The organism is Gardnerella sp. c10Ua_244 (assembly GCF_055818055.1).
This window is the reverse complement of record NZ_JARFVS010000001.1, coordinates 609,833-630,879: the sequence shown is the minus strand read 5'-3', so window position 1 is coordinate 630,879 and position 21,047 is coordinate 609,833. Positions and strand designations below refer to the sequence as shown.

The 21,047-nt window shown below is 44.9% G+C and carries 15 protein-coding genes and 1 other RNA gene; 1 reads left to right on the top strand and 15 read right to left on the bottom strand.

Features of this window, described 5'->3' with window-relative positions:
* Nucleotides 1-19 precede the first annotated feature (19 nt).
* From tmk to P0108_RS02700, 5 genes are all read right to left on the bottom strand, one after another.
* On the bottom strand, nucleotides 20-724 hold the full coding sequence (gene tmk / locus P0108_RS02720; protein WP_473730727.1) for a dTMP kinase: 705 nt from the start codon (nucleotides 722-724) through the stop codon (nucleotides 20-22).
* A gap of 48 nt (nucleotides 725-772) precedes the next feature.
* Nucleotides 773-3,619, bottom strand: a complete 2,847-nt coding sequence (gene topA / locus P0108_RS02715; protein ID WP_473730726.1) for a type I DNA topoisomerase — start codon at nucleotides 3,617-3,619, stop codon at nucleotides 773-775.
* A 131-nt stretch (nucleotides 3,620-3,750) separates the two neighbouring features.
* A complete protein-coding gene (locus tag P0108_RS02710) occupies nucleotides 3,751-5,085 on the bottom strand; it encodes a phosphatase PAP2 family protein (RefSeq protein ID WP_004108062.1) in 1,335 nt (444 codons plus the stop codon).
* A 45-nt stretch (nucleotides 5,086-5,130) separates the two neighbouring features.
* Nucleotides 5,131-5,227, bottom strand: an RNA gene (ffs, locus tag P0108_RS02705) — signal recognition particle sRNA small type.
* A gap of 41 nt (nucleotides 5,228-5,268) precedes the next feature.
* Nucleotides 5,269-6,411, bottom strand: a complete 1,143-nt coding sequence (locus P0108_RS02700) for an inositol-3-phosphate synthase (RefSeq protein ID WP_473730725.1) — start codon at nucleotides 6,409-6,411, stop codon at nucleotides 5,269-5,271.
* Nucleotides 6,412-6,583: 172 nt separating this feature from the next.
* On the opposite strand from P0108_RS02700, the gene P0108_RS02695 reads away from it, so the two are divergent.
* Nucleotides 6,584-8,908, top strand: a complete 2,325-nt coding sequence (locus P0108_RS02695; protein WP_116440690.1) for a transglycosylase domain-containing protein — start codon at nucleotides 6,584-6,586, stop codon at nucleotides 8,906-8,908.
* Between the two features lie 94 nt (nucleotides 8,909-9,002).
* Here P0108_RS02695 and P0108_RS02690 read toward each other — a convergent pair whose 3' ends face one another.
* The 10 genes from P0108_RS02690 to P0108_RS02645 form a co-directional block, all read right to left on the bottom strand.
* Nucleotides 9,003-9,746, bottom strand: a complete 744-nt coding sequence (locus tag P0108_RS02690; RefSeq protein WP_288231311.1) for an HAD family hydrolase — start codon at nucleotides 9,744-9,746, stop codon at nucleotides 9,003-9,005.
* 150 nt (nucleotides 9,747-9,896) lie between these two features.
* The gene (locus P0108_RS02685; protein WP_064621750.1) at nucleotides 9,897-10,493 is read right to left on the bottom strand and encodes a heat shock protein transcriptional repressor HspR; all 597 of its coding nucleotides are present in this window, start codon (nucleotides 10,491-10,493) and stop codon (nucleotides 9,897-9,899) included.
* An 87-nt stretch (nucleotides 10,494-10,580) separates the two neighbouring features.
* Nucleotides 10,581-11,642 (bottom strand): DnaJ C-terminal domain-containing protein, encoded by a 1,062-nt coding sequence (locus tag P0108_RS02680; RefSeq protein WP_064621751.1) that lies wholly within the window; start codon nucleotides 11,640-11,642, stop codon nucleotides 10,581-10,583.
* Between the two features lie 124 nt (nucleotides 11,643-11,766).
* Nucleotides 11,767-12,465: a nucleotide exchange factor GrpE gene (gene grpE / locus P0108_RS02675; protein ID WP_473730724.1), complete on the bottom strand. Its 699-nt coding sequence runs from the start codon at nucleotides 12,463-12,465 to the stop codon at nucleotides 11,767-11,769.
* The gene (gene dnaK / locus P0108_RS02670; protein ID WP_410311043.1) at nucleotides 12,465-14,348 is read right to left on the bottom strand and encodes a molecular chaperone DnaK; all 1,884 of its coding nucleotides are present in this window, start codon (nucleotides 14,346-14,348) and stop codon (nucleotides 12,465-12,467) included. The genes grpE and dnaK overlap by 1 nt, the downstream gene beginning before the upstream one ends.
* Nucleotides 14,349-14,625: 277 nt before the next feature.
* A complete protein-coding gene (locus tag P0108_RS02665; RefSeq protein WP_012914521.1) occupies nucleotides 14,626-15,357 on the bottom strand; it encodes a HesA/MoeB/ThiF family protein in 732 nt (243 codons plus the stop codon).
* 35 nt (nucleotides 15,358-15,392) lie between these two features.
* Nucleotides 15,393-16,205: a thiazole synthase gene (locus P0108_RS02660; protein WP_415693452.1), complete on the bottom strand. Its 813-nt coding sequence runs from the start codon at nucleotides 16,203-16,205 to the stop codon at nucleotides 15,393-15,395.
* Nucleotides 16,206-16,287: 82 nt separating this feature from the next.
* Nucleotides 16,288-16,494 (bottom strand): sulfur carrier protein ThiS, encoded by a 207-nt coding sequence (gene thiS, locus P0108_RS02655; protein WP_064621649.1) that lies wholly within the window; start codon nucleotides 16,492-16,494, stop codon nucleotides 16,288-16,290.
* Between the two features lie 123 nt (nucleotides 16,495-16,617).
* Nucleotides 16,618-17,688, bottom strand: a complete 1,071-nt coding sequence (thiO, locus tag P0108_RS02650; RefSeq protein WP_004104781.1) for a glycine oxidase ThiO — start codon at nucleotides 17,686-17,688, stop codon at nucleotides 16,618-16,620.
* A gap of 670 nt (nucleotides 17,689-18,358) precedes the next feature.
* Entirely contained in the window at nucleotides 18,359-21,046 is a 2,688-nt protein-coding gene (locus P0108_RS02645; protein ID WP_421782850.1) for a glycoside hydrolase family 31 protein, read from the bottom strand.
* Nucleotide 21,047: the final 1 nt, after the last annotated feature.

Here is a 21,047-nt window from a genome sequence, read left to right as displayed (position 1 = left end):
CTTTATAAAGTTCGCCACTTTATTTAGTTTCAATTTCTTCAATTAAGTTATGTACGTCTTGCACAATAAGTTCAAATAATGATTTCGCCGAGAACGTTGCGTCTAATACGCGATAACGATCTGCAGACTCCTGCGCTAAATCTAAAAATGCTTCTCTAGTGCGACGAGCGAAATCTATTCCAGCTGATTCCATGCGATCTTGCTCGCGATGCAAACGCTTAAAAGCATCTTCCGGTTGCATATCTAGCAAATAAGTGCGATTAGGCCATAGCGAATCCGTTGCCCACTCACTTAAAGTTCGCACATCATCCATAGTCAATTCGCGACCGCCTGCTTGGTAAGCAAGCGAAGAATCAATATAACGATCCGTTATTACTACTGCACCACGGGTAAGTGCCGGGCGAATTACTTGCGCAACATGCTGTGCACGATCCGCAGCAAAAAGCAAAGCTTCTGATCTGGCAGATACACTCGTGCCATGCAACAGTATTTCGCGCAAAGTTTTACCCAACTGCGTACCGCCAGGCTCACGCGTCACTACAACTTCTCGCCCCAAAGATTGCAAATAATCCTTAAGAGCCTCAACTTGCGTAGTTTTGCCAACGCCATCAATGCCCTCGAAAGAAATAAATAAACCTTTATTTGCATAAGATTGCTCACTTCTGCAGCCGCAGTTTCCTCCGCAAGCGCAGCCACCAGAAAAATCGTCATTCTTAGATGCCATATTTTTTTGACTCCATATGCAAGGTCTATTTAATCTTTAGATTTTATTCTATGCTTTTTTAGCGGTAGATTTCTTTGAAGTAGTCTTCTTTGTAGAAGTTTTCTTTGCGATAGATTTTTTCGCAGTAGACTTCTTTTCAGAAGATTTTGCAGTGCTCTTAGTCGCGCGCTTTTTGCGTTTTACGGGACCTGCGGCACGCTTTTGCGCCAAAAGTGCAAATGCATCCTGCGGATCAATCGATTCAGGCGTATACTGCTTTGGCAAAGTGCGATTCGTTTCACCATCAGTAATATAAGCTCCGTAGAAACCATCCTTAATCACTACTGGCTTTCCAGTTTCAGGATCTGTACCAAGCTCACGAAGAGGCGGCTTGGCGGCACCACGAGTACGCTTAACGTACTTTGGTTGCGCAAATAAATCTTTCGCTTCTTGCAAAGTAACAGTAAAAATAGCATCTTCACTAGAAAGGGATCGCGTATCCGGCTTAGATTCCACAGTTTCTCCAGCAGAAGTATCTACAGCAGAATATGTTTTAGTTAAATATGGACCGTAACGACCATTATTTGCTTCGATACGAGCTAGTTTTACAACGCCTTCGGCATCAACTTCTTCATACTCACCAACCAAACGTGGCAAATTCAAGAGTTGCAACGCTTCTTGCAAAGTCAAAGTCGCTGGATCCATGGTTTTAAACAAAGAAGCCATTTTTGGACGAGCTTTAGAAGCCTTAGAAGACTTAGAATCTTCCGCATTATCCTGCTCTTCTACCAGTGCCACGTACGGACCAAAACGACCATTGCGCACTTCTACGTTCCCACCCGTTTCTGGATCTACTCCAAGCACACGTGGACCTTCAGCATTATTCTCAAGCAATTCTCGAGCAGCATCAACAGTTAACTCATCTGGAGCTAAAGTTTCTGGCAAAGAAGCATGACGAGGGTTGCCTTCAGCATCAAGATTCTTAATGTCTTCCAAGTACGGACCATAGCGTCCAATACGCACATGCAAACCATCGCCAATGTCTATGGTATTTATTTCACGCGCATCAATTTCACCAAGCTCTGCAACCTGCTGTTGCAAACCAATATGAGCTTCATCAGCAGAATTAGCAGCACCCTCACCGGAACCGAAATAGAATCTAGTTAGCCAATCGCGACCGGTTTCTTCACCGTGCGCAATTCTGTCCAAACCATTTTCCATATCAGCAGTAAACGCGTAATCAACATACTTTGGGAAATTCGCTTCCAAAAGTTTAATTACAGCAAAAGCAAGCCAAGAAGGAATTAACGCACGTCCACGCTCATACACGTATCCGCGATCAATAATTGTAGAAATAATCGTTGCGTAAGTAGAAGGGCGTCCTATTTCCTTAGCTTCCAAAGTTTTAACTAAAGAAGCTTCAGTATATCTTGCAGGAGACTGAGTTTCGTGAGAATCCGCACTAACACTTTTAGCTTCAAGAACATCCCCAGCTTGCATTTGAGGAAGTGCCTTATCGCTTTCACCTTCAGTTGCATGAGCATTGCCAAAAACCTTCATAAAACCAGCAAAAGTAATTACTGTTCCAGAAGCTTGGAACAAAGCTTCTCCATATTCTCCAGCAGAAGCATTTAACTTAACAGTTGCTGTAAAACCTGTAGCATCAGCCATTTGTGACGCAAGGGTTCGTTGCCAAATAAGCGTATACAATTTTAGCTGATCCGCAGGTAATTTATCTGCAAGCTCGTCCGGGCTTAAGAAACGCGCTCCAGCAGGGCGAATACATTCATGAGCTTCCTGCGCTCCTGCAGACGTAGTTGCGTACTGCTTAGGAGATTGCGAAACATATTCGTCGCCAAATGCTGCACGAGCAGCACTACGCGCAGCTTCGATAGCTTCTTTGGAAAGCGTTACGGAATCCGTACGCATGTAAGTGATATAGCCGTTTTCGTATAGAGATTGTGCAGCTCGCATAGTTTGGCGAGAGCTCATTGAAAGTCGGTTTCCAGCAGTTTGCTGCAAAGTTGATGTAGTAAAAGGTGGCAAAGGACGACGACGATACGGCTTCGTTTCCATAGAGTCAACTACAAAATCTGAATTCTCAAGAGCTTTAGAAAGCTTAGATGCAAAATCAGCGTCAACATGCAAAGCTTTTTGTGATTCATCTTTTGTAGAGACCAACTCACCTTTTGAATTGAAATCTTTAGAACCAGCCAAACGACGACCAGAAAGCTCGCTCATGCGCGCTTCAAAATCAACACTCTCGCCATCTGAGCCTTTAGAACTTAAAACCGCGCTAATATCCCAGTAAGACGCCTTAGTAAACGCCATACGCTCACGTTCGCGCTCAACAATCAACCTAGTAGCAACAGACTGCACGCGTCCAGCAGAAAGACCAGGACCAACTTTCCTCCACAAAACAGGAGAAAGCTCATATCCATACAAACGGTCTAACACACGACGAGTTTCTTGCGCATCAACCATATTGTCGTCAACATTTCGAGTATTACTAAGCGAGGCTTGAATTGCATCCTTAGTAATCTCATGAAACACCATACGCTTTACTGGCACAGTTGGCTTCAATGCTTCTACCAAGTGCCACGCAATAGCTTCACCTTCGCGATCCTCATCAGTTGCCAGATATAATTCGTCAGCTTTTGCGAGCGCAGACTTTAAATCGGAAACAGTTTTCTTTTTATCTGAGCCAACTACGTAATATGGCGCAAAACCATGATCGACATCTACACCAAACTTGCCAAACGCTGCTTTGCGTGAGGCTGGAACTTGGCTTGGCTGAGCGAGATCGCGAATATGCCCAACTGAAGCCATGACGGTGTAGCCATTTCCTAAATACCCGCCAATTTTTCGCGCTTTCGTGGGAGACTCCACAATGACTAGCTTATTCTGTGCTGCCATATTCGCTCCTTTCCTAACACAATCGAACATATAATTCCGAACTATATGTTTCACGCTAACTGTATCGCAACTTAAGTTATACGTCTATTACATTCCACCTCGGTGGATAAAAGCAGATAGAGTAGACAATATTACTTAGAAGCAGATGGCGGCGTCGGCGGAGCGCCTACTAATCCAAGCCTACTCAACGGCGAAGCTGTAGAGTGACGCATTACCATAATTACGCCAAAAACAAGCAAAGACACGCCTATAATCAGCCAATAAGTTGCTACATAAGATACGCTTGCAGCCCATTGAGCAAAAATATCAACACCAGGAAGAATTTGCCATATTAAATAAAGTGCATACAAACACGCCAACACACCAATCGTAATCATAGAGCTTCCTACAATTTGAACGCTAATTGAGGAACGTCGATAAGCTGGCATATCCATTCCACTACTGCGAGTGCATGCGAGCATAATAAGCGTTACAGCACCAACGATAAGTAATGACATAAGAACGTCAGAAACTCTATGCCAATGCGCTGCAACCAACGAAAGTTCCACAAGAACGCTTATAAAAGCTGCAGCTACCGCTGCCCATGCGCGCCAAACACGCGAAACTGCGCAAATAAGCAACGCACATGATGCAGTAATAAGTAAGGTATGACCTGAAGGTGCTGAATTTGCAGACAAATATTCAATACTTATAAGCATTGGGCGCGGAAGAATTTTTTTCAATGGTTCAGCAGCAGCCGAAAGAATAATAATTCCAGCACATTGACCAAGAAGCCACCAACGTTTACGAATACAAACTACTATGAGTGAAACAAGAGCAATTATTATGCTAGTAACTATAACAACCATAGAAACGCTTATAGGTCGCAAGCAAAATGCAAGCCAAGATGGCGTACCATGAGAACCAAATCCATCAATTACCATTTCTTCATAGCTTTGACCAAGTACTGTTTGCACACTAATAAACCATATGAACGCAGCAGAAGCCAAGAAAACAATTGCAATAGCAACACACCACAATATGGTAGATATTCTAGGACGCTTTATAAGCTGACCAAGCTGATCAATATCATCTGCATCTGATAGAGAATCTTTAGAAGATAACTGATTAGTCGAATACGACAAATCGGACGAGCCAGACAAATCAGACAAATCAGACAAATCAGACAAATCAGATTGACGCTTAGTTTGTTTCACAAACTGTTTTACAGACTGTTTAGAAGATTTTTCTTCATTATTTTCTGGAAATAAAGGCGATATTTTTTCGTCATTATCTTCAGATGAGATTGGAGAAAATGGCGTAATAGTATTAATCGAATCCAAAGGATGCGAATAGTCACCACCTTCACTGTTGCGATTAACATCTTGCGAAGTTCCACCTACCGGCAGCGCATCATTTTTCTCAGCAGAATCATCATGCTGATTGTCAATGCTATTGGATTGAATTCCTGCAAATTCTTCACTCATACTTTAGACTTTACGACAGTATTTACGACCGCGCTAGTTTTACGCATAATAAAACCTCCGCGCACCCACCAGAGGCCACTTACCCTTGCTGCATTTCTGCCCTGGGGGGATTGGGTGACTTAGTGCCACACGGAGGCTCTATCTATATTACACGATTTTCGCTACATGTCGAGTAGTAATAAATTATGCGCGCCACACGCTCTTGCCGTGCTCTTTTGCAAATTCAGTATCTTCATCAAGCTGAGACTCGTTAGCTTCAACATCACCAGCAATATAGCGTTCAACTAATTGACGAGCTTCACTATCTTCATGCTGAACTGCAGGAGACTTCATAAAATATGAACTTGGAGCCAAAACCGGACCAGAAAGCTTGCGATCCAAAGCAATTTTTGCGGCTCGAACAGCATCGATAACAATTCCGGCAGAATTTGGAGAATCCCAAACCTCAAGCTTGTACTCCAAATTCAAAGGAACATCACCAAAAGTAGTACCTTCCAAACGCACGAAAGCAAACTTGCGATCATCCAACCAAGCTACGTAGTCAGAAGGCCCAATATGAACATTATGCTCATCCATTTCATGAGACACGATTGAAGTTACTGCACGAGTCTTAGAAATCTTTTTAGACTCAAGTCTTGAACGCTGAAGCATGTTCATAAAGTCCATGTTTCCACCAACATTCAGCTGATACGTGCGATCCAAACGCACACCGCGATCCTCAAAAAGTCGAGCCATAACGCGGTGAGTAATAGTTGCACCTACCTGACTTTTAATGTCATCGCCAATAATAGGAACTCCAGCATCACGGAATTTTTGCGCCCACTCAGGATCAGAAGCAATGAAGACTGGCAGGCAGTTTACAAATGCGCATCCAGCTTCCATTGCAGCAGTTGCATAAGCTTTATCGGCTTGCTCAGATCCTACTGGAAGATAAGAAACAAGCACATCCACATGCTTATCTCGCAAAACTTGAGCTACGTCAACAGGCTCAGCCTCGGACTCGTCAATCATCTCGCGATAATAATCACCTAAGCCGTCATAAGTTGGACCACGCAATACTTCTACACCCAAATTTGGTACATCAGCAAAACGAATTGTGTTATTTTGTGAAGCGCCAATTGCTTCACTTAAATCATGCCCAACCTTTAGAGAATCAACATCAAACGCCGTAACAAACTCAATATCGCGCACACGATACTGACCAAATACAGCGTGCATCAACCCTGGAATTTTCTCACCGTCATCAGCGTTTTTGTAATATTCAACGCCCTGAACCAGCGACGAAGCACAATTGCCGACACCGGCAATGGCAACGCGGATGCTCATATAGACTCCTTGCCCTGCAAAATAAGCGACATTACATTATGCCGCACCATACACATTTCATAATACTATTGCTTTAACAAATATGTACTAATATTCAATATTTTTAATCTTTTCTAAACAAAAACATGCTGTTTTGTAGAAAAATTCAACACCGGACGCTACGGTGGAATGTATGGTTGCACGTAAAGATGGAAGACGAGCGTCTACTTCGCATGAGAAAGCTACTCGAAGCGTATCGTCACAATCACAAAAAAATACGAATATGCCTTCATCTGTCCCACCACGCGGACAAGAATCATATCGTCCAAATTCGTATTCTTTTGAATCAAACAAAAGCAGCCGTAATTCAAGATTCGAACGTTCTCGCGCAGCAACACGCAGAAGGCGTCGTAGAACTTGGCGAGGCAGACATCCTATTATTTTTTGGGCGCTTATCGTTATTTTTGTGCCAATTTTGCTAGGCACAATTGTTTTTGCTTATCTGTATGCAACTACAGACATACCGGCACCAGACAAAGTTGCTATGGCAGATAAGACGAAAGTGTATTATTCAGATGGCAAAACTGAATTAGGTTCGTTCGCTGAGCAAAATCGCGAAATTATCAATTGTTCAGTACTACCTAAATATGTTGGTAAAGCAATAGTTGCTTCAGAAAATCGTTCCTTCTACCACGATGGCGGAATAGATTTTAAAGGAATTGGACGCGCACTACTTCATAACATCACAAAGCACGGGCGTTGGGGCGGCTCAACTATTACGCAACAATATGCGGAAAGATATTATCTCGGTGAAACAAAAACTTATTTTGGAAAACTAAAAGAAGCTATTTTAGCTTTGAAAATTGCGCAAACTCAAGATAAAGATACAGTACTTTGCAATTATATGAATACTATTTACTTGGGTAGAGGAGCATACGGAATTCAAGCTGCAGCCAAAGCATATTTCGGCATAGAAGCAAAAGATTTGTCACTTTCGCAAGCTGCACTTTTAGCAGGTATTATTCCAGCACCAAGTAGCTGGGATCCTGCAATTGGTCCAAAAGAAGCAGGCATTCGTTTTAAGCGCGTGTTACGCATTATGAAAGAAGATGGCTACATTACAGCCTCTCAGGCAGCGCAAGCAAAAATGCCTAAAACTATTACTCAGACGACTCAAAACATTTACGCAGGTCAACAAGGTTACTTATTGCATATGGTTCGCGATGAGTTAACTAGGAATGGTGCTTTTACACAGGAAGATCTCGACAGTGGTGGATATCGCATTATTACTACTATCGATAAAGCTAAGCAAGATTTAATGTTCAAAGTTGCAAGTCCTTCTCAAGATGGACGAGGAATTGTGCCAGAAGGACTGCAAGTTGGCGGAATTTCAATAAATGCAAAAGATGGTTCAATCATTTCCGTTTACGCAGGAGACGATTATCTAAAGAAACAGCTTAATAACGCCACACAAGCGCTTTATGAGCCAGGCTCTACTATGAAGCCTTTTGCGCTTATGGGAGCAATTCAGGCTGGCACTAGCTTGGATACGATGTTCAATGGCAATTCTCCACGCAAGTTTGATGGAATCGATAAACCTGTTGGAAACTTTGCAAACATGAGCTATGGCACCATTAACTTATACAATGCAACTGCAAATTCTGTGAACACAGTGTATATGGATTTGCAAAGTAAACTTGGCGCTAAAAAAGTTGCTCATACCGCAGTTATGGCAGGCTTAAATCCTGAACGAGTCAATGGTGAGAATCCGTTTACTGTGCTCGGAAACGATTCTGTACATGTAAGCGAAATTGCGCGCGCATATGCAACATTTGCAAACCAAGGAAGACGCCCAGATTTGCATATTGTTGCCAGCGTAAAAAATCCCGACGGTAAAGAGTTCTACCGTGCACCAACAGCTGGAAAGCAAGTATTCTCACCAGCCGATGCCGCTTTAGCTACAAAAGCAATGATTGGCGTAGTGCAACATGGTACAGCAACTGAAGCTCGCGCTGTAGGTAGAGAAATTGCAGGAAAGTCTGGAACAGCAAACGATGAAACTGCTGGTAGCTTTGTAGGATTTACGCCAAATATTGTTACCGCATTTGCCATATGGAATCCAGACGCAAAAGGTAGCCCACAAGTAATTAAACCGTTCCACGGATATCTTGGCGGAAGCGACTACCCTGTACACTTGTTTACAAGATACATGCGTCAAGCGGTAATAGGAACCCCGAATACTAAATTCCCTGAAGCAAAAGACACAGGCAAAATTGGCGGACCTGATGGAAAATGGGGATTAGGCGAACAACACACATTCACGCACGCAAAAACTGAGAATGAAGATAAGGATAAAAACAAGGACAAAGATAAAGACAAGGACAACGACAACGATTTAGACCTTGATAGCCAGCTGTATGGTCGTGACGATTCATCATCGGGCGGCGTTGGCAGTTACGATAATAATTCTGGCGGTCATGGTTATGACAATAACTATGACACAACTGGAGGAAACTAGTAAATCAACTGTAGCTAATTTACAAACAGATATGCGAATAGCTATCTAAATAAATAACTAAATAGTTTATTAATTAGTTTTGCTTGTTTGTTAATTAGTTTCGACTCAAAACAATGTTCTCAAGCATTTTAGCAGTCACATTTTCATAACCGTTAAGTTCTGCGTGATGCTTGCTTTCAGATATGTTTGCGCGCGAAAAACCTGTTTGTGCAATTACAGTTGCTCCGGAATTAATTGCGGCAGTAAGACCAGATAGAGAATCTTCTATGGCAATGCAATTAGCCATCTGCTTTGCAACTTCCTCGTCCGTACCCTCAATGCCAACCATTTTTCCTGCAGCAAGATATGGCTCAGCACTAGGCTTCGGTTTAAATCCATCATCTCCACACACATACCCAGCGAAAGCGCCTTCTGGAGCGTGATTCACAATATTTTCAACCAAACAACGCGGCGAATTACTCACCAAAATTGAAGGAATGCCAGCATCCGTAAGGCTTTTAAGTACGTCTAAAACTCCTGGAACCCATGGCACGGATTCAGCTTCACGAGCAGCAACGTAATCAACCATACCTTTGCCGATTTCTTCTACAGTAAGTTTTGTACCGCTTGGAATCATTTTATTGGCAACAGTTTCAAGGGATCCGCCGGAACATTCCCAAGCTAAATCTTCATCCCAGTAACCACCGTATTTTTTTACTAAATAAAATTCCGACTCATGCCAATACGGCTCGGAATCTATAAGAGTACCATCCATATCCCAGAAAACTGCACGCAACACATGTTTTTCTTCACTAGAGTTAAGAGTATTTGCACACACATTTGTCGTCTGTTCAGCCATTCACAATCCTTTATATTGCATATATTTGCTTTAGCTTTTATAGCACATCATTTTCGCACTAATTCTGCATTACTTTTCGCACTATTAATTCTTCTCGTTAATTCTCGCTAATTTCTCACTTAAGCACAATAAGTAGCCATACCTACGTTACTATATGCTCCACGCTCTCCACAACACCACAGATTTTTCATCCGAAGACTTTCGATTTTTATAATTACTGTTATAGCTTTCTGAAGAATACGACGAAGGTAACGCTCGTCTCTCTGCAAGAATGTCCCGCCTCCAGCGACGCGCATTGCGAGAACGCTGCATTTCCACAATGTCACCATCTGCATTTGCAGCAAAAATATTGCGCTCTGAAGACTCTGCAGAATCAAGCAAATGCCTTACTTGTCTTTTCAGCTGTCGATTTTCTTCTTGCAAATCAAGTATTTGCATGATGCCAGCAAGATTAATACCTTCATTTTGGCTTAAATGCTGAGTTTGCACAATCCTGTCTATATCTCGCAAAGAATAGCGGCGAGCGCCACCTTCAGTTCTATTCGGCATTATTAAATGAAGCCGATCATACTGTCGTAAAGTTTGCGGGTGCGTATTGGTTAGGCGTGCCACATGGCTTACGGTAAATATTGGCAAATCAAGAACAAATCCTACTTCATCTGCCCCGTCAAGCGTTGCAGTACCACGCACTAAAGCAACTGCACACATTTCATACAGTGCTTTAGTTTCACGCGTTATTGGTGTCATAGCACGCCTTCCTTTGCCCTTTTTAGTATGTTTAAAGCACTGTTACAAGCAATTCAACAGTGTTTAACCTGCTAAATTATTGTTAACTTAGTTTTGTCTTAATTTTTTAATTTCTTCAGCATAAGTTTCGCCAGCAGTTTTATCAAATTCTTTTGCAACGCGTCTAAGAGACATACTTGAACGCTTTGGCAAACGAATCTGCACAACGCCAACAAAATCGCCATTTTTCCCCGGCACTCCAGCACCTTCTATACGAACTTCATCGCCGCTTGAAACACAAGCTGGAACTTTGAAAGTAACAGGATTGCCGTCTATGTCGTTTACACTAACCTTTGCACCATGCACTGCTTCACTTAACGTTAGCGGCAATGTAGAAATCAAATCGTCGCCTCGCAAAGTAAATTTATCTGATGCTTCTACTTGAACATGCAAGTATAAGTCACCTGCAGCACCACCAAACTTACCTGGTTTGCCTTTGCCTTTCAAACGAATTTTCTGTCCGGTTTTTACACCAGCTGGAATATGCGTTTTAAAAGTTTCACCAGCCGCACGCAACGATACTGTAGCGCCTTTAAAAGCTTGCTTAAATGTGAGCTTTATATCGGTTGTTATATCTTCGCCAACTTCAGGCACATCAGCTTCCTGCGGTTGAGAATACCTCTCACCACCAAAGCCACTCGTACCCTGGAATCCTGCTGAATCTTGAGAGCGCTGACCTCCACCAAACATAGAGAAAATGTCGCTCATATTTGGTCCAGCACCGTTGGATGTAAAGCGAATGCGCGAACCGTTTCCGCCCATGCCACCCATGCTGCCCATGCCAGAGCCGCCGTTGAACATAGAGAAAATGTCCGAGAAGCTCGACGCATCGAAACCACCAGCACCACCTGCTCCTCCAGCGAAACGAGCACCACCAGCACCAAATTGGCGGATAGCATCATAACGTTGGCGAGTTTGACTATCTTTTAGTACGTCGTAAGCTTCAGAAACATCCTTAAATTTTTCTTCAGCTTCTTTTGTTTTGTTTAAATCAGGGTGATATTTACGAGCAAGTTTGCGATACGCTTTGGTAATCGTTGCCTCATCTGCGTCTTTGGAGACACCGAGAACCTTATAAAAATCCTTAGCTAACCATTCATTTTCAGCCATTTGTGCCTCCTTTCTTCACAAGCACATTGGCTATTTCGCTTTTGACCAAATATAGTCTGCTCGTGCTAACTCTTATGAGTCAGCACGAGCAAGTTATGCAATAAAGTCACGACTAAGAGTTTCGTTAGTCATTACTTGGCGAAGAAACGACCACACGAGCGGCGCGAATAACGCGATCTCCTATTCGATATCCTGCTTCAACTACAGCATCAACAGTTTCTTTTGTAGCGTCTGGATCTGGCCTGTGCAAAATTGCATCATGCTTGGTCGGGTCAAAATCTTCGCCCTTCTCACCAAACTTTTCCACACCAAACTTTTCAAAAGCTTTATCTATCTTAGTTGCAACAGCCTTGAATGAATCATCCATTTCGCTATGCTCGCGAATGCGGTCAATGTCATCCAATGCCGGAAGCAATGCTGTCAGCACGTCAATAATTCCATGCTGTCTGAAACGATCCTGCTCTTTGGCAGAACGATTTCTGAAGTTTATAAACTCAGCACGCTCTCGCTGTAACGCTTCCAAGTACTCTGCAGCTTCTTTCTTAGCTTTACCTAAGGGAGTTAAACTGCCGCTATCCGCGTCTTGGCTGTCTTTCGATTCTGAGGATTCAGTGGAATTCGCTGTATCCTCAGAATTTGCGGGATCCGCAGAAACGTTAGCATCAGCTTGTGCATCAGCTTTCGTTTCTGCAGGATTTGCATCTTCAGCAGCTTTCGATGAAGATTGCGCAGACGATTTCGCAGAATCACCTGTAGCTTTTACACCCAGCGAGTCAGCATCTTCCATATCTTGCAAATATTCGTTGGCGTTAAAGTCGGACATTACTTATTGTCCTTATCGTCCTTGTCGTCGTCCACCACTTCGGCGTCAACTACATCATCATCCTTAGCTGCAGAGCCAGCCTGAGCGCCAGCAGCAGACTGAGCGCCAGCTTCGGCACCAGCAGCACCCTGCTGAGCGTAAAGCTGCTGACCGATCTTCTGAGCAGAAGTCATCAACTCGCTTTGAGCAGACTTAATCTTCTCAACGTCGTCACCCTTCAAAGCTTCCTTCAAAGCATTAACCTTGTCGGTAACTTCCTTAGAGATTTCATCGGAAAGCTTGTCTTTATTGTCGTTCACAAGCTTTTCAGTCTGGTAAGCAAAGGCTTCTGCTTGGTTGCGAACTTCAGCTTCTTCCTTACGCTTCTTATCTTCAGCTTCGTGAGCTTCAGCTTCCTTCACCATGCGGTCAATTTCGTCCTTTGGTAAACCAGAACCACCGGTAATAGTCATGGACTGTTCCTTACCAGTGCCCTTATCCTTAGCGGAAACGTGCACAATGCCGTTAGCATCAATATCGAAAGTGACTTCAATCTGCGGAACGCCACGAGGAGCTGGAGCAATTCCAGTCAACTCAAAAGTGCCAAGAGGCTTGTTATCGCGAGCAAACTCACGTTCGCCCTGGTAAACCTGAATCAAGACGGATGGCTGATTGTCTTCAGCAGTAGAGAATACTTCCGAGCGCTTAGTTGGAATTGCGGTATTACGCTCAATAAGCTTTGTCATAATTCCACCCTTGGTTTCAATACCCAAGGAAAGTGGAGTTACATCAATAAGCAGAACGTCTTTGCGATCTCCCTTAATAACGCCCGACTGCACGGCTGCACCAACGGCCACGACTTCATCTGGGTTCACGGACTGGTTAGCTTCCTTACCGCCAGTAAGTTCCTTCACCAAATCCTTCACAGCTGGCATACGAGTAGAGCCACCAACAAGAACCACGTGATCAATCTGGCTTACTGAAATTCCAGCGTCAGAAAGAACGTTGTTAAATGGCGTACGGCAGCGGCCGAGCAAGTCGGAAGTCATTTCCTCAAAGTGAGCACGAGTCAAAGTCTCATCCAAATGCACTGGAGTGCCGTCAGGAGTCATTGCCAAGTACTGCATAGAAATTGAGGTGGAAGTAGAAGAGCTAAGCTCCTTCTTTGCCTGCTCAGCAGCTTCCTTCAAGCGCTGCAAAGCAATCTTATCCTTGCTCAAATCAACACCATACTTGTTCTTAACCTCGCCAACAAGCCAGTCGATAATCTTCTGATCCCAGTCGTCGCCACCCAAGTGGTTATCGCCATTAGTTGCTTGCACCTGAATTGTGGAGAATCCGTCATCATCCTTACCAATTTCAAGCAAGGACACATCGAAAGTACCGCCACCCAAGTCGAATACCAAAATGCGCTCGTCTTCCTTGCCCTTTTCGAGGCCGTAAGCCAAAGCTGCAGCAGTTGGTTCGTTAATAATACGAAGCACGTTCAAGCCTGCAATCTTACCTGCATCCTTAGTTGCCTGACGCTGAGCATCGTTGAAGTAAGCTGGGCATGTAATAACGGCATCGGTTACCGACTCGCCCAAGTAAGCTTCAGCATCGCGCTTCAACTTCATTAAAACCTGTGCAGAAATCTCTTGTGGAGTCCACTTCTTGCCGTCGATATCAACAGTCCAATCAGTGCCCATATGACGCTTTACTGAGCTAATCGTGCGATCAACGTTTGTTACAGCCTGACGCTTAGCAACTTCACCAACCAAGATTTCGCCAGACTTGCTGAATGCCACAACAGATGGCGTGGTACGTGCGCCTTCAGCGTTTACAATAACTGTTGGGCTGCCACCTTCAAGAGTAGCAATGCAAGAGTTGGTTGTTCCCAAATCAATACCTACTGCGCGTCCCATAATTTCTCCTTAACTAGGTATTGCACCTTTTGTGCAATTACGCTTTCCTTCAAGTTTTGTAGTTACGTAAGCTGAACCTTATTTAGATTCCTTGTTGGAAACTAGGTAAATCACCAGCTTTTTTACTTTCCAAAACTTGAGCCTACTACACTCAACTTATAAAAGTCAACTTTTATTCCCAAAAATTACAAAAAACTTTATACAACTAGACTCAAGTTTTGCAATTTAAGCAAAATTAAGGGGAAATTCTGCAAAATTCAATGAGATTCAGTAGCATTCACACGCTGAACTTAAAACGACGCAAAGAATTATCCAGAGCATTGTAGCGCGCCAAAACACCAATAAGCGGCGTGCCAATACCGGTTATGAGTTTGATTGCTTCAGTTGCCATCATTGCACCAACAATAGCCGCAGTCGCGCCCAATACTGCCGATTTTGGCACTTTTTCTTTAGGCGGAGGACAAGGGTACAAGTCGCGCAATCCTGGTCCCTCCCCAGGCATAAAAACGCTTACTTGACCTTCATAATAAAGCACCGATCCGTAAACTTCCGGCGTACCAGCGCTCCAAGCAGCATCCGCAATCAAAAAGCGAGTAGCAAAATTATCGCAACCATCAATTATTAAGTCGTGACTTTCTACAAGTTGCTTTGCGTTGTCTTCATTAAATCTATCTACAAGGTTGATTTTTAAACCCGGAGATAACGCTTGCAGACGCTTAGCCGCAAGTTGCACTTTAGATTTGCCACACTGATCGACAGTATATAAAGTCTGCCTTTGCAAATTAGAAAGCTCAACAACGTCGTCATCACAAATCGTAATTTCGCCAACTCCTGCTGCAGCAAGCGAAAGCAAGCATGGCGAACCAAGTCCACCTGCTCCGACCATGCAGATTTTCGCATCGCGAAGTAACTGCTGATGTTCATGCGTAAAGCCCGGCAGGAGCAAGTGGCGGCTAGTGCGTTCCACCTCAAGCTCCTGCAGGTTGTCGTAAATTTTATTAATCGTCATGTTGAATAATATGCCGAAAAATTACAGTACAAAATTTACAGCACAGAATCAGCCCAAGCGCGGCCCTCAACAGGCGAGGAAGCGAGAGCATGATTTCGCATTGGAATACGTCCAGCGTCGTGAGCAAGCTTTCCAGCAGTTACAGCAGCAGCCATTGCGCGGCCCATCTTCACTGGATCTGGGCAACGAGTTACAGCACTTGCAAGAAGCACGCCGGAGCAGCCGATTTCAAAAGCCTTAACAACGTCGGAAGCAGTGCCAACGCCAGCATCCAAAATCACAGGAACGCCAGCTTCCTTGCATTCTTGGACAATCAGCTCAATATTTTGAGGATTCAAAATACCAAGACCAGTTCCAATTGGAGCACCACCAGGCATAACAGCCTTCACACCAAGCGAAACCAAGCGACGAGCCACAATCGGGTCGTCATTCGTGTAGCAAAGAACGCTAAAGCCTTCTTCAATAAGCTTTTCTGCAGCAAGTAATACTTCACGAGTATCTGGAAGTAAAGTATCGTCGTCTGCAATTACTTCGAGCTTAATCCAGTCAGTTCCAAGCGATTCACGAGCCATTTTTGCTGTAAGCACAGCGTCATGCGCAGTTTTGCAACCAGCAGTATTTGGCAAAACGTTAATATTGTGACGCTGCAACATGCCGTAAATATCCACGCCTGTTTTTGCGTGACGGCGCATTGCAACCGTAGCCACTTCCGCACCTGAAGCTACAAGTGACTTTTCCATAATGTCAATGCTCGTCATGCCGCCAGTGCCAAGCAAAAGCCTTGAATGTAAAGTCTTACCGCAAAGCTGCCAAGTATCGGCACTTTCTTCTGTATTATTTTCTGTCATTTTAAGCCTTTTATTTAATATTTAAACTTAATTAAAATTAAATAATTAAGCGCACTAATTTCACGCTTAATTTTGTGGTGTTTCAGCCGCCTTGAACTGCGCTAAGAATCTCGATTTGATTCCCATCACATATGACGGCTGATTCCCATTGCGAGCGAGAAAGCACATCGTCGCCAATTGCGACCGCTATACCAGGTCCTGCATCCGAACCATAACGTTGCGCAATAAGCTGAGCAACAGTTAATCCGTCTTGCACTTCAACAGTTTCACCATTGACTACGATTTGCATAATCTAACCTTTACTAACTAAAAGCTGAATTACTAAAAGTACTTTCTGCATCACACTTACGTCTATATTGGAACACTTCACACAATTCGCGGCGAAATCTAGCGAATTCACTGAAATTAGCGATTAGAAGCGTGCAGGATTGCAGCTCTCCAAGAAGCCCTTTTCCTTCTCAGTCAACTCTTGCTCAAGCACAAGTTTTGTAGTCAAAGAAGAGCCTAAAGCGGTGAGCAAAATGCCGTGACGGAAGTAACCGGTGGAAATCGTGGTGTGCGTCTTAGGATCAATGCCAATGAATGGCAAATCATCTGGAGTTCCAGGACGACCGCCAGCAGTAACCTCAGTAATCGAGCATTCCTGAATGCCAGGAAGCACGCTTGCGGCATCGCGAAGCAAGTCAAGCACGCCACCGACCTTTGGAATATCGCGGTCATCTTCGCGAGAAGTAGCACCGAGCACAAGCTCGCCTGTTTCCTTAGCGCGAGGAACCAAATAAACTGGACGATCATGCACAAATCCACGAACCACAGAGCTCAAAATTGGGCGCAAAGGCTCTGGAATAGTCATACGAATCATATCGCCCCACACAGCGCGAAGCTTAAGCTGAGGAAGCATATCCTTAGCACCCAAGCCGGATGCCAAAACTGTGTCTGGACCCAAATCGTCTGGAGTGCTTGCGCGACGCTCAATAACAACACCGCGCTTTTCGAGTGCATCAATCATTGCTGCAGTGAAAAGACGAGGGTTGATTTGATGGTCGTCCGGCACGCTTACAGCGCCAGCAATAGTTGGCGAAAGAGCAGGCTCAATCTCACGAAGCTTACTCACAGAAATATGCTCAGCTCTACGGCCGTAACGATGCTGCAAGTTTAGCAACTCGTTTACGTGCTCGTTATCTGCAGCGTCACCGCCAATTACGTAAGAGCCGCACTCTAAGTAGCCAGTTGGCTTATCGGTGTACTTTGCAACCGAATCAACCAATTCCTTATACATAGTTGCAGACTCAAACATAAGAGGATACAACGCTTCTTGCTGATATTGCATTTCTGCGGTAGGAGCTAACATGCCAGCAGCATGGTGAGAAGCGCCCGAGACTGGATCTGGATCAATTATGCTAACTTTTACGCCAGCTTCCGTAAGTCTCCACGCTGTTGCTAAACCAATAATACCTGCACCAATAATACGAATATTTCGCATAATACTCCTTCCCTACGGCGGCATTACCCGCATCAGGTTTACGGTCGGCTTTCGCCCTCTCAGCCTGTATAGAACAAGCTCCCGCGTTTCGTAGCTTTGACTTTCAAAACTGCGATTGTAAAGCTGTAATATTGCCAACTTTAGCGATATTACAAACGCTACAGATAGACGCAACGAAAATATGTGATTTTCGTCACACTACCGTGTAGTATTCTAGCGCTTCTGTGAAAAATTGGTTAATTGAGATGGCATGTCAAATCGCAAAACTAAGCAATTTCGCTACTGACGCAGTACGGTTTCTGCGCGAGTAACGTATAACTCCGTTTTTTCGTTACTGGCGCAGACAGCGCTCGCGCGGATTACGCTCGCGCGCGAAACTCGCGTTGGAAGTCCACTGGACTTCCAACTTAAGCGAGTTTCCGCTCCGAGTTGCCTTCGCGCGCTACGCTCTATGCGCTCAGGCAGGTCGTCAGCGCACACCAACCACAACCTAGTTTCTAAAGCACAGTCACACCAACCTGCCCTGCCATCGTCTTTATTGACGAAGGCAGACCTCGCTTGCGTTGAAAGCACACCGTGCTTTCAACCTTGAGCAAGCTCGGCGCTCCGAATTGCCTTCGCGCGCTAAATCGCAGCGCTCAGGCAGGTCGTCGCGCTCGCGCTGACGGAATTACTCAACCGAGCGCAGCAAAATCTCCTCAAGCGCGTGCTTTACCGAAACAGGCAGTGTGCAACGCCATTGCGCCCACTTAACTACGGAAGGCTGGTCGGTTGCGTAAGCGTTAAGCATATCAACGCTGTTGCGATACTTTTCTGCTTCCGATTCGTTCTCGTATTCAAGAGTTGAGATTTCAGCAATAGCACTTGCACTTCCGCCAGAATCTCGCACTGCATCAAAAGCCATTTCCTTGCCTCTGTACGGCACTTGCGCTTGAAGCAGGAATCGGTAAGCGTCGCCAACTTTAGGGTCGGCAGCGATTTGCAATCCACCGTCAACAATTACGCAAACTTCCGAACGAGCTGGCACGTCTTTCACAGAAACCGACAAGCTCAAAGTCGCCTCTTCGCCTTCGTAAGAAACCGCAAACTCGCTTGCGTTAAGCTCTCGGCTCCCAACAAACACGCGCACGTGAGCAAAATCTATGCAAGCAACTCCTCTAAATACAACGTTCCAGTTGCGTTTTTGCGGCACAGATTCTACGGCAGCATCACATCCTGCAACACCGGAAATAATAAATTGCGAAGAACCATTGCCGTCTCGCCACACAAAATTCATACGTGTATTAGCAGTATTTCCAGCAGACGCGGCAGCAAAATCGCCGTTATCTTCTCGCATCACAAATTCGCCGTCAGCTCCAGGGAATGCAAGAACTCGCAAAGCCCGCGGATTTTCAATGCTATTAACAGATTCAGCGGTCTCAGCACTACGCTCGCAATCTGCAACTTCCGGCAAAACTTGCAGAGGCACAATCGCTCCAGCGCGCGCAAAAGCCGGCACGCGGTCAAGTGAGCGCCACGCTTCAAATCTGCGGCCATTCCAGCCGCGAGACACATACCTGCGTCCGTCAAACAAATCGTACCAATCGCCTTCCGGCAACCAAACTCCAGCACATCCGCGCAAAGCAGCCGCGTCGTTAGGCGAAACAATCGGCGATACTATAAGCTCGCTTCCAAAACGGTACTCGTTAGGAATTTCGTAAGCCATTCCAACTTCCGGCGACTGCCAGTACATTGGCTCAATAATCGGCCTGCCATCAAAAGCCGCGCGATAATTCATCGTATAAACGTATGGCAAAAGTTCCGCGCGCAAACGAAGCATTTTCACCATTGCTTCGCGAGTCTCCCGAGGGAAATTCCACGGCTCTTTTCCAGCGAATGGCGAGCAAGTAGAGTGCAAACGATTAATAGGACTAAACGCGCCGAAAGCGTACCATCGCGCTTCCAACTCGTTATTTCTAACGCCAAGCATGTGTCCGCCAATATCGTGACTCCACCATCCGTAGCCAATATTGGAAGCTGTAGAAGTGAAGTAAGTTTGGAAAGCAAGCGAATCCCAAGTAGTAACGGTATCTCCCGAGAATCCAACTGGGTAGCGATGCGAACCAGGGCCAGCATAACGAGAGAACGTAATAGGCCATCGACCTTCGCGCGCAGCGTCCTCATAATGCATGTGGTTCAGCATCCAAAGAGGATCCAAGCCAGGCTCGCGCGTAACTCCCCCCTGCTGCCAGTCAATCCACCAAAATCGCACGCCTTCATCTTCCATACGATGATGCATGTTGAAGTAAGCCTTCACAAACTGCGGATTCGTTAAATCAAATTCCACAGCTTTGCCGCTTGCCGGATCAATGCCAGCATCTTGCGCAACTTGCGGATAATCTTTTTCAAACGCACGCACGCCGTCGCGCGGATGCAAGTTCAAAGTTGGAGACAATCCAGCAGCGTTAAGTTTACGCAAAAAAGCACGATGATCCGGGAAAAGTTCCTCGTTCCACGTATAGCCCGTCCAACCGGATCCATACTTCGGATCAACATCAGTAACATGCCAATCCATGTCAATAACAGCCGTGCTAAAAGGTATGCCTTCGCGCTTAAAACGATTATGCAATTGCAAATATTCGTCTTGACGGTAGCGATAGTAGCGGCTCCACCAATTGCTTAGCGCAAAACGTGGCAGCAGCGGCTGAGCGCCCGTAAGCTTATAAAAGTCTTGAATTGCTTGAATATAGCGGTGTCCGTAACCGAAGAAATACAAGTCCTTGTATCTACCTGATTGCTCGCTAACTTTTTGCGCACGCGACTTAACCCAAGCCCCATACGGGTTTGGTTTGCCATTTATTTCCTCAGCCGGAGCAATTTCGCAAGTTGCAGAATCGTCTAAAATAGACCATCCGTCGCGCGAAAGTATTCCTTTACCAAGTTTTACCGGGCCATTCGCCTGATCCAAAGTTCTAAAAGTTCCAAGAAGATTTCCCGGGCACGCGTCGCCGTAATGCCACGTATTAAACTGCGTGCACGGCACTCCGCGCACAACAATACTTAAACCTTCTTTGCTAAAAGCTTCGCAATTATAAGTAAGATGCAGCTTTTCAGTTTCGACTTCCAGCCATTCATTTTCGTTTGTGCGCGTACTAAATTGCGGCTGAGCGTCCGCGCTTTTGTGAGCAAAATTGCGGCAGATTACAGTTTGCGTAGGATTGTCAACAAACTTTCCATCATCGCTCCATTCAAGACGAATAAGCGAATCTGTAATAACCGTAATTCGCCACTTTTCGCCCTTAATTACCTGACTATCCTGCGCCTTTGCATTTGAATCAGTTGCGTACTTATAAAAAATTCCCAACTTGGAAGAGTCCATA

Bases quoted from the DNA above. Each gene is read 5' to 3' on its own strand.
- tmk (WP_473730727.1), bottom strand. From the start codon at position 724: ATGGCATCTAAGAATGACGATTTTTCTGGTGGCTGCGCTTGCGGAGGA.
- topA (WP_473730726.1), bottom strand. From the start codon at position 3,619: ATGGCAGCACAGAATAAGCTAGTCATTGTGGAGTCTCCCACGAAAGCG.
- P0108_RS02710 (WP_004108062.1), bottom strand. From the start codon at position 5,085: ATGAGTGAAGAATTTGCAGGAATTCAATCCAATAGCATTGACAATCAG.
- P0108_RS02700 (WP_473730725.1), bottom strand. From the start codon at position 6,411: ATGAGCATCCGCGTTGCCATTGCCGGTGTCGGCAATTGTGCTTCGTCG.
- P0108_RS02695 (WP_116440690.1), top strand. From the start codon at position 6,584: ATGGTTGCACGTAAAGATGGAAGACGAGCGTCTACTTCGCATGAGAAA.
- P0108_RS02690 (WP_288231311.1), bottom strand. From the start codon at position 9,746: ATGGCTGAACAGACGACAAATGTGTGTGCAAATACTCTTAACTCTAGT.
- P0108_RS02685 (WP_064621750.1), bottom strand. From the start codon at position 10,493: ATGACACCAATAACGCGTGAAACTAAAGCACTGTATGAAATGTGTGCA.
- P0108_RS02680 (WP_064621751.1), bottom strand. From the start codon at position 11,642: ATGGCTGAAAATGAATGGTTAGCTAAGGATTTTTATAAGGTTCTCGGT.
- grpE (WP_473730724.1), bottom strand. From the start codon at position 12,465: ATGTCCGACTTTAACGCCAACGAATATTTGCAAGATATGGAAGATGCT.
- dnaK (WP_410311043.1), bottom strand. From the start codon at position 14,348: ATGGGACGCGCAGTAGGTATTGATTTGGGAACAACCAACTCTTGCATT.
- P0108_RS02665 (WP_012914521.1), bottom strand. From the start codon at position 15,357: ATGACGATTAATAAAATTTACGACAACCTGCAGGAGCTTGAGGTGGAA.
- P0108_RS02660 (WP_415693452.1), bottom strand. From the start codon at position 16,205: ATGACAGAAAATAATACAGAAGAAAGTGCCGATACTTGGCAGCTTTGC.
- thiS (WP_064621649.1), bottom strand. From the start codon at position 16,494: ATGCAAATCGTAGTCAATGGTGAAACTGTTGAAGTGCAAGACGGATTA.
- thiO (WP_004104781.1), bottom strand. From the start codon at position 17,688: ATGCGAAATATTCGTATTATTGGTGCAGGTATTATTGGTTTAGCAACA.
- P0108_RS02645 (WP_421782850.1), bottom strand. From the start codon at position 21,046: ATGGACTCTTCCAAGTTGGGAATTTTTTATAAGTACGCAACTGATTCA.